Source organism: Streptomyces sp. NPDC051567 (assembly GCF_044454165.1).
Taxonomy (GTDB): Bacteria; Actinomycetota; Actinomycetes; order Streptomycetales; family Streptomycetaceae; genus Streptomyces.
Map to the genome: position 1 here is coordinate 289,149 of NZ_JBITDK010000006.1, position 8,246 is coordinate 297,394.

The 8,246-nt window shown below is 70.9% G+C and carries 10 protein-coding genes; 4 read left to right on the top strand and 6 right to left on the bottom strand.

Going from position 1 to position 8,246, the window contains the following annotated elements:
- Positions 1–7: 7 nt before the first annotated feature.
- Complete coding sequence (locus tag ACIA5F_RS10420; RefSeq protein WP_399351292.1) at positions 8–1,237, top strand: cytochrome P450; 1,230 nt, start codon at positions 8–10, stop codon at positions 1,235–1,237.
- A 360-nt stretch (positions 1,238–1,597) separates the two neighbouring features.
- Here the strand turns inward: ACIA5F_RS10420 and ACIA5F_RS10425 are convergent, their stop codons facing one another.
- The gene (locus ACIA5F_RS10425; protein ID WP_399351294.1) at positions 1,598–1,747 is read right to left on the bottom strand and encodes a hypothetical protein; all 150 of its coding nucleotides are present in this window, start codon (positions 1,745–1,747) and stop codon (positions 1,598–1,600) included.
- Between the two features lie 265 nt (positions 1,748–2,012).
- Here ACIA5F_RS10425 and ACIA5F_RS10430 point away from each other — a divergent pair, with 265 nt between their 5' ends.
- Positions 2,013–2,717: a hypothetical protein gene (locus ACIA5F_RS10430; protein ID WP_399351296.1), complete on the top strand. Its 705-nt coding sequence runs from the start codon at positions 2,013–2,015 to the stop codon at positions 2,715–2,717.
- Positions 2,718–3,001: 284 nt separating this feature from the next.
- Here the strand turns inward: ACIA5F_RS10430 and ACIA5F_RS10435 are convergent, their stop codons facing one another.
- On the bottom strand, positions 3,002–3,268 hold the full coding sequence (locus ACIA5F_RS10435) for a hypothetical protein (RefSeq protein WP_399351298.1): 267 nt from the start codon (positions 3,266–3,268) through the stop codon (positions 3,002–3,004).
- A 428-nt stretch (positions 3,269–3,696) separates the two neighbouring features.
- Positions 3,697–4,149 (bottom strand): winged helix-turn-helix transcriptional regulator, encoded by a 453-nt coding sequence (locus ACIA5F_RS10440; protein WP_399351300.1) that lies wholly within the window; start codon positions 4,147–4,149, stop codon positions 3,697–3,699.
- A gap of 100 nt (positions 4,150–4,249) precedes the next feature.
- Between ACIA5F_RS10440 and ACIA5F_RS10445 the strand changes: the two genes are divergently transcribed.
- Entirely contained in the window at positions 4,250–5,572 is a 1,323-nt protein-coding gene (locus ACIA5F_RS10445; RefSeq protein ID WP_399351302.1) for an MFS transporter, read from the top strand.
- 210 nt (positions 5,573–5,782) lie between these two features.
- The gene (locus ACIA5F_RS10450; RefSeq protein ID WP_399351304.1) at positions 5,783–6,100 is read left to right on the top strand and encodes a hypothetical protein; all 318 of its coding nucleotides are present in this window, start codon (positions 5,783–5,785) and stop codon (positions 6,098–6,100) included.
- Positions 6,101–6,455: 355 nt separating this feature from the next.
- Here ACIA5F_RS10450 and ACIA5F_RS10455 read toward each other — a convergent pair whose 3' ends face one another.
- From ACIA5F_RS10455 to ACIA5F_RS10465, 3 genes are all read right to left on the bottom strand, one after another.
- Positions 6,456–6,662 (bottom strand): Rv0909 family putative TA system antitoxin, encoded by a 207-nt coding sequence (locus ACIA5F_RS10455; protein ID WP_399351306.1) that lies wholly within the window; start codon positions 6,660–6,662, stop codon positions 6,456–6,458.
- A gap of 285 nt (positions 6,663–6,947) precedes the next feature.
- Entirely contained in the window at positions 6,948–7,289 is a 342-nt protein-coding gene (locus ACIA5F_RS10460) for a hypothetical protein (RefSeq protein WP_399351308.1), read from the bottom strand.
- Between the two features lie 509 nt (positions 7,290–7,798).
- Positions 7,799–8,246, bottom strand: a 448-nt coding sequence (locus tag ACIA5F_RS10465) for a transposase (RefSeq protein ID WP_399351310.1), incomplete at its 5' end; no start/stop codon positions are given.

Sequence of the window (8,246 nt, forward strand, 5' to 3'; positions counted from 1 at the left end):
AGGACGCATGACCTCGTTCCTGGACACGATCACGCCGGAGGTGCTCCACACAGATCCCTATCCGGTCTATCAGCGGCTTCGACGCGACCACCCCGTGGCCGAGATCCCCGCGCTCGGCTGCTGGCTCGTCACGCGCCGGCAGGACGTGCGTCAGGTGATGAGCGACGGCCAGACCTTCACCACCCGCTTTCCGTCCGCCATGTCGGACATCTACGGGTCGGAGAACATCCTGTCGAGCAGCGGCGACACCCACAAAGGGATGCGCGCCGGCGTCGAGGAGATCTTCGAGCCCGAACGGGCCGGTCCGGCCCGGGAGTACGCGCGGAAGCTGGTCATCGAGCGGGTCTCCGGCATGCGCGGGCGAGCGGACCTCATGGGCGAGGCCCTGCAACCCGTCGCGGCAGAGGTGTTCCGGTGGATGCTGAGCCTTGAGGTCGACAGCACGACCCTGCTGCGCCTGGCACACGCTGTATGGCCGGGCATCCTCGATCCTGGGGACCCCGCCAAGCTCGCGGTGTCGGCCGCCGCCATGAACGAGCTCGACGCCGCGCTCACACCCTGGTTGGAGGAGCTCGGCCCGGACCCGTCCTCGGCGATCGCACGGTGGCGGCACGTCACCCCTGGAAGCGGTTGTCCGCGAGGAGTCGCGGAGGTCCTCCCGACGATCCGCGTGGTCCTCCCGTCCCTTCCCGAACCGGGCTGGGCGGCGGGCAGCCTCCTGGTCGCGCTGTTCAACGACCCGGACCAGCGGCGACTCGTCCGGGACCACCCGGAGCTCCTCGGCGACGCCGTCCACGAACTCCTGCGCTGGATGCCACCGTTCGGGCTCGTCGAGCGCGTGACCACCCGACCGGTGGAGCTGGACGGCACACACCTGCCCGCCGGTGCGCACGTCGTGGCCGCGATCGGCTCCGCGAACCGCGACGAGACGGTGTTCGAGCAGCCCGACACCTTCGATCTCCGCCGCCCACGGCAGCCTTTGGCCACCTTCGGATACGGGGAACACACCTGCCTCGTGCGCGCGTTCATTCCCGCCATCGTGGAAGGCATGGTCGCCGGCGTCCTCGACGTCCACCCCGGCGTCCGCGCCGACCCTTCGGAGCCGTCCCGCGTAGCCGGCTGGGCCACCCGCTACACCGCACGCCTTTGCGTGGACGGCCTCGGCGACCCCGCGACCGGGTACACGCAGGGCCACCGCCGGGCGGCGGACGCACACCTGGGCGTGGCGCGCGGTTGACGCCCCCCCATCGGTGGGTGGCGGGTACAAGGCTGACCACGTGTGAGCGCCAAGAGGCCCTGTCCCGGGCGGTCCGAACACCTGGCCCGTCCCGCCGGGGGCCGCCCCAGCAGTCGTCGGGCGGCTGGCAGCCCTCGTGCGGCGGGTCGTCTTCCTCTCCTCCCCGCACCGGACGCCGCACCCCTTCTTCCAGCAGCCCAATCCCATGGCGGGGCCGCACGCCGACATCGAGCGGCTCATCGCAGTCACCGGCCTCGGGTCGACGATCATCCGGCCCGGGATGCTCGCGTCGAACTCGCCGGCCTGGTGGGCGCCCGCGATCCGGGCCCGCGAGGCCGTCCGGTGGCCTTACGGCGCCGCCTACCGCCAGCGGCCCGTCGGCGCGCACACCCGCTTGCCCACCAGTTCGTCCACCAGTCCGTCCACCCGTTCGTCCGCCCCGGCGCTCGTCGCCCGCTGCCGGGTCGGCTCAAGCAGGATGAAGCCGGCAGACGAGCACTCACCGTTCACCCCGGGCCCTGCGGCGGAGCCCTTCGCGGTGGCTTCACGGTCGGCGACAGGGCCTCCCGGTGTCCCCCTCGGACTTGGCCGCCGACAGGCGCGCTGGACCGACTGGTTCCTTCGCTCGTGACCATGTCACCGGTCTGCGACAGAGAGGTCCTGGAACGAAGACGCCGGTACCTCCCCGGCCCACAGCACCCCCATAGTGATCGAGCAAGTGCCGAGGAGCCGAAACCGCTTCGGCCTCAACCACTGAACACCAAGGGGCTCTTTCATGTCCGGCAACCGTCGCAAGGCATTCCTCGTCTCCGCAGCCCTCGTCGGCGGCACCCTGCTGATGACGGCGTGCCAGGACTCGAACGCGGCCACGGGCAGCACCGGTGCCACCGGTGCCACGGGCACCGGCGCCGCGCAGGGGACTTCGTCCACCACTCCGGCCGACGGCGCGGTCGCCCCGTCCGGCTCGTCCGTCGCGACCGGCAACCAGGGCACCGGCAAGGGCTCCGACGCGACGGGCAAGGGAACTGCGGGAGGGGCGGGTTCCGGCGCCGACACCGGCAACGGCGAGCGGAAGCCGGTCGGGCAGAGCTGCGGCGCCAACGACATCTCCTGGAGCACCAGGCCCGAGACCCAGGCCGGCGGATACATCCTGATCATCGCGAAGGCGAAGCCGGGGATCACCTGCTACCTGCCCGCCGCGCGTCCGACCGTCGCGTTCGGATCTGACGGCACCGAGGCGGGTCCCGCGGAGCAGGCCGCCGGCAAGCAGATCAAGCTGAGCGGGAGCACCACCGCCTACGCCGGGGTGAACCCGAAGACCACCAAGGGAGACGGCGGCAAGGAACTGGACAGCATCGTCGTCGCCCTCGGCGCCGACGACCCCCACCCGGTCTCCCTGCCAGTCGGCACCATCACCGTCGACCGCCCGGTCGTCACCAACTGGCACACCGCCCCGAAGGACGCCGTTCCCCTGAGCTGAGCGGAACCGCAGCCCATGATCCCTGCGCCGGTGACGCACAGCGTGCCGACTGTGAGGCCCGTACCCAGCGCCCGCGCTCGCCGCAGGGGAACGATTGCCACGCTGCCGCTCCCACTCCCGCTGCCGCGACGGAGAAGCGGCGCCGCACCCTTGGGATGAGGGGCGGCGCCGCTTCGGCGGGCAGGCCGGCCTACCCCGTGTGTCCGGCTGGGCGCCGAGTCAGACGCTTCTCCTCGCGGTGACCGGCGGCCCGTACGACCCGGACGGGGACGGCGCCGCCCGTCTCAGTTCCCGATGCCGGAGCTGCCGATGCCCGAGTTCCCGATGCCGTGGCTGCCGATGCCCGTGTTGCCGATGCCCGCGTTGCCCAGACCCCAGTTGGCGACGCCGGCGTTGCCGACGCCGGCGTTGCCGACGCCCGAGTTGCCGACGCCCGAGTTGCCGACGCCCGCGTTGCCCACGCCGTCGGCGCTGGCCGCGCCGGCGCCGCAGAGGGCCAGTACTGTCGCGGCACTCAGCGCGGCCGCTGCACGGAGAAGAGTTGAACGCATCACCACATACCTCCTACTTTGGGATTATTTGCTCCCTATCTCTAGCATGCCGCCCTATCAGATACCGGAATAAATGTCCGAAAAAACTGCTGTGTCGCCCGGGTCTGATTCGTACGCGGCGCGGCGCCGATGGGGGGGGTGACGGGTGGTGAGGTCGACGGGCGGCTCGAATGGTTCCGCCGTCGGCCCGCCTCGCTCGCTTCTGCTGTTCGTGCCGCTCGTGCTGCTGCGTGTGCCGCTCCTGGAAGCCGGGGTGGCCGAAGCGGCCCTCGCCGCACACCGCCTCGATGGCTTGTAGCTGCTCGGCAGGTGTCCGGAAGCCGACGACGAGCGGGCCGAGCCGGTATGCGGGCGTCGACGACCTGGACGTCGCCCAGGCGCGGATGCCGGCCCTGGGTGCCATGGAGCCCCCGGCTCCGAGGTTCGGATCACTTGGCGGAGACCTTGTGGACGGTGGTGTCGTCGGGGTTCAGCCGTCGCCCGTCCGAGGACAGCACTTCCAGTGCGCGGAGGCGATGTCCCTGTCGGCGGTCGACCAACTGTGAGTGCGGTTCGCCGGGGTCGAAGAAGTTCTGTTCGCCCCACTGCCGCAGTGCCACGATGACGGGGAAGAGTGCCTTGCCCTTCGGTGTCAGTACGTACTCGCGGTAAGCGCTGCCGTCCGAGGCGGGCACGGATTCGAGGACGCCACCGGCCACCAGGGTGCGCAGACGCGCGGTGAGGATGTTCTTCGCCACGCCGAGGCTGCGCTGGAACTCCCCGAAGCGCCGGCTTCCGTCGAAAGCGTCCCGCACGATCAGCAGGCACCACCAGTCGCCGATCGCGTCCACCGACCGGGCGACGGGGCATTCACTGTCATCGAAGCGGGTCCTGCTCACCATGGCGTCCCTCTCTCAGGATGGTTGCAACATACTACCAAGAGCGGCTACCGTCGCCCCATCACTGGTAGCAAGATGAAACTAAACGTGTGGGGGAGTGCCGATGCCCGGCAACGGTGAGGCCGTGACACGACGGACTGAGGCCCGCAGCGGGGAAGGTTCCGCGTTCGTCCTGTCCCGGGGCGTCGTCGTACTGTTCGCCGTCGCCTGCGGAGCCTCCGTGGCCAACGTCTACTTCTCCCAGCCGCTCCTGGTGACCATGGGTCACGACCTCGCCATGAGTCCGGCACTTGTCGGCAGCGTGGTCACCCTCACACATGTCGGATACGGCCTGGGACTCTTCTTCCTCGTGCCGCTGGGCGACGTGGCCGACCGCAGACGGCTCATCGTGGCCCAGTTGCTGCTCCTGGTGGTGGCGCTGGGTGTGGTGGTCGCCGGCCGCACGGCGGCGACCCTGCTCGTGGGCATGGCCGCGACGGGGCTTCTTGCGGTCGTCACGCAGACGATGGTGGCCTTCGCGGCGTCACTGGCCCCTCCCGCCGGGCGCGGCCGGGTCGTCGGTCAGGTCACCAGCGGCGTGGTCGTCGGAATCCTGCTCGCCCGCACCGCATCCGGCCTCATGGCCGATCTCGCGGGCTGGCGCTCCGTCTACCTCGCCTCGGCGTCGCTCACCGCTCTACTGGCCCTGGTCCTGCACCGAGTGCTGCCACGCCACAACGACGCTCCGCCGACACCCCCGCGCTACGGACAGCTCCTGCGCTCCACGATCACCCTGTTCGCACGGGAACGACTGCTACGGCTCCGGGCCCTGTTCGGTCTGCTGGTCTTCGCGGCCTTCAGCACCCTGTGGAGCAGCATCGCGCTGCCGCTCAGCGAGGCCCCGTACTTCCTGTCCCCCAGCACGATCGGGGCGCTGGGACTGATCGGTGTCGCCGGTGCCCTGGCCGCGACCGCGGCGGGCCGCCTGAACGACCGCGGACTCTCCCGGCGGACCACCGGCATCGCCCTGGCACTTCTCACCGCCTCCTGGGTGCCCCTGGCCTTCACCCGCAACTCGCTCTGGGCCCTGGTCGTCGGGGTGATCCTCCTCGACCTCGCCGTGCAGGCGGTCCATGTCACCAACCAGACCCTGATCCATGCGCTGCACCCGGACGCGGGCAGCCGGCTGATCGGCGGATACATGGTCTTCTACTCCATCGGCAGCGCCACCGGCGCCCTCGCCGCGACCTCCCTCTACACGGTGGCCGGCTGGGGCGCCGTATGCGCACTGGGTGCCGCGTTCAGCGGCCTCGGGCTCGCGCTGTGGGCGTTCACCCGACACGACACCCCGGACCCCGCCGCCAGCACCCCCTGCGCCCTTGCTGCCGCCGGCCCAGCCCCCGGCACCCTGGCGCCCGGCGGTGCAAAGGACTGCTCCACTGGCTGAGCAGGCGCCGCTGACACCGGACGGCCAGTGGACGGCCAGTGGACGAGCACCCCCGCGCAACGGTCCGCCGAATCCGCAGAACCGTTTGTCCACAGGCTCGTTGGAAGGTCGGGGTGCGTACCCGTCCCGGGCACCCTGTCCGCCCGGGACGGGCCCCTGCGCCCCCCGGTCTGTTCCGGCAGGCGCATCCCCCTCCCCGCGCCTGCCGGAATGCCCGTCTCCACCACGACCGTCGCCGCCTGCCTTCCGGCGGGCGGCCGTAGTCGGCAGACCTCCGGGCCGACGCGACCGCAGGCCGTACGGACGCGCCACCCGTCTTCCGTCCGTGACCCCCGTGAGCACGCCACACCTTCCCCGCCCGGGTTCGCCCACGCCCTGGAAGCCGGGCCCGAGATCCTTCCGATCGGGGTCACGGTCTCCGCGCTCCAGCGCGCCGACGAATCCCGCGCCGGGTACAAGCGGGACTTCCGCCGCTGGAACACCGGCGAGGACAAGGCCGGCGGATGTTCCACCCGCGTGGAGTCCTGATCGCCGAGGCCGTCGAAGCCCCCGCCACCGGCCCGAACCGCACCCTCACCGGCGGCACCTGGTGGGCGTACTACGACGAGCAGACCGTTACTCCGGCCGGGGCCCTGGGCATCGACCACAAGGCGGACCAGGTCCCGGCCCAGTCACCGGGCGCGGAGCGGCTGGTGCGCTCGGCGCTCGGCTCCGGCAAGGGCTTGAAGTACCGGTGGAGCAGCCTCAGTGGAAGCCGGGCGGCGCCGGCGTCGGCGTCCCAGTACACGGTTTTCAGTACGAAGTCCTCGCGTGCCGGGCCCCGGCGCCGGGCTTTGGGCCGGGCACCCCTTCGCCTTCACCCGGCTCCGGCGGCCGGCCGGGGCTACTTGTGGGGATCGTCGTCGATGCCCAGTCGCTGCTCCGTCTGCTGCTGCGCCTTGTCGATCTGATCGGCGTACTTGTTGCCGGTCTTCTCGTTGGCCTCCTGCTCAAGGTTGTCCGAGATGTCCTTTCCCTTGGCCTTCGCCTGATCCCTGAACTTGTCGAAGACACCCATGTGCTTCTCCTTCCGCTGAGAGGTCGTGAACACCCTGCGTGCCGACTGAGCCGGATGGGAGCACAGACACGCGGCACTTGCGAGTGGAGCGGCCACCCGTAGGCGCCGGCAGGTGCGCGACGATCCGAGCCCATACCGTCAGAATGCGTGTGAATGGCACGTTGTGCACCTGGGCCACAGCCACTGGGCCGACGTCGGCCCGAGCGGTCCCGCGAACGGCGGCGGCGGGCGATCGCGGTGATGAGCTCGGCCAGGGCGTCGGCGGGGGTGTCCGGGGTCAGGTAGCCGCCGCACCATTCCACAAGAGCCTCCTCGGGGTCATACCCGAAGGCCTTGACGGAAAGAGTTGAAGATCACTTCCCCGCTGAGGTGGCGGTGGAAGCTGACGTCCGCTTGCCCGTGATCGACGGTCATGAACTGCTGCCCGTCCGGTGCCAGGTCGATCAGGCAGCGGTCCCACCACGGGTACGTCACGAACTCCACCTCGCCGTCAGCCCAGGAGATACCCCGGAGAATGCCGGCACCGTCCTGGCCCTCACCGACACCGAGGTAGACGCTGCCCTCCACGGGGTGCACGTGGTGGCCGGCGCCGTGCCCGACCGCCTCCAGCTCCCGGCGCGCGAGGACCGCCCCGCTGCACACCCCGGGCACCGGCACCACGCAACCCTGGGCGCCACCGCGCCCGGGGCTCTTCTGCGGGGGCACGGCGTCGTCGCCGGGTACGGCTCTGTCCACAGGCCGGGGCGCCGATGCTTGCAGGATGGATGCGAAGACCGCGGGCCGTGCCCGGAAGACGAAGACGTACTGGCCTGTCCACTACCACCGCTCACCGAGGGCGAGCGGGCCCCGGTCGCGGGCCGGTTCCCCGTCGGTGGTCTGCCCGCGCAGGTGCGGTTCCTCCTCGGCCAGGAGGGCTGGACCGTGCCCGTCCTCGCGTCGCGGACGCGCCTGATGCCGTTGGTGGTTCGTCTTCTGGTCCGGGGCCGGTGGGTGCAGGTCGGGCCGGGCCGACGCCGTGAGGTGCGCCGCCTGGTCGCGGACCTGGTGTGTCCGGGGTGCGTGGCGGACCGTCGGCGGGAGCGGGACTTTGGGGACCCTTGGTATCGGGGGCGCCGGAGCGTACGAAACCGCCACCTGCTGACGTGAGTGCCCTTACTGACTTCGGCGTTTCAGGGTGAGGTTGGTGTGTCGAGGGTGAGGCCGGTGCCGGCTATGAAGCCGTCGAGGGTGTGGGGCCGATACTGAAGGCGTTTGAGGCGGTTGCGGACGAGGGTTTCGAGTCGGTCGAGGGCCATGACGGCGAGGTTGGCGAGGCTGTGTTTGACGTGGGCCCATACCCACTCGACCGGGTTGAGGTCGGGCGAGTAGGCGGGTAGCAGGAACACCGTCAGCCATGCCCGCTCGGCGACGAGGGCCCGCATCCTGCGGGAGACGTGGGTGTTCAGCCGGTCCCAGACCAGCACGATCGGTGCTCTGACCAGCTGGTGGACGCCGTCGATCAGCGCGATGAAGTCCCGCTCGCCCATACTGCGACGTGGGCCTTTCCCCGCGGGATGGCTCCGCAGACGGTGACACAGCCGGGTCCGGGCCCCCGGCCGCATCGCGATCAGCCCGGCC

What these genes read in the sequence shown, in the direction of transcription:
- ACIA5F_RS10440 (WP_399351300.1), bottom strand. Translation starts at nt 4,149, where the DNA reads ATGGTGAGCAGGACCCGCTTCGATGACAGTGAATGCCCCGTCGCCCGG.
- ACIA5F_RS10435 (WP_399351298.1), bottom strand. Translation starts at nt 3,268, where the DNA reads ATGCGTTCAACTCTTCTCCGTGCAGCGGCCGCGCTGAGTGCCGCGACA.
- ACIA5F_RS10445 (WP_399351302.1), top strand. Translation starts at nt 4,250, where the DNA reads ATGCCCGGCAACGGTGAGGCCGTGACACGACGGACTGAGGCCCGCAGC.
- ACIA5F_RS10430 (WP_399351296.1), top strand. Translation starts at nt 2,013, where the DNA reads ATGTCCGGCAACCGTCGCAAGGCATTCCTCGTCTCCGCAGCCCTCGTC.
- ACIA5F_RS10420 (WP_399351292.1), top strand. Translation starts at nt 8, where the DNA reads ATGACCTCGTTCCTGGACACGATCACGCCGGAGGTGCTCCACACAGAT.
- ACIA5F_RS10450 (WP_399351304.1), top strand. Translation starts at nt 5,783, where the DNA reads ATGCCCGTCTCCACCACGACCGTCGCCGCCTGCCTTCCGGCGGGCGGC.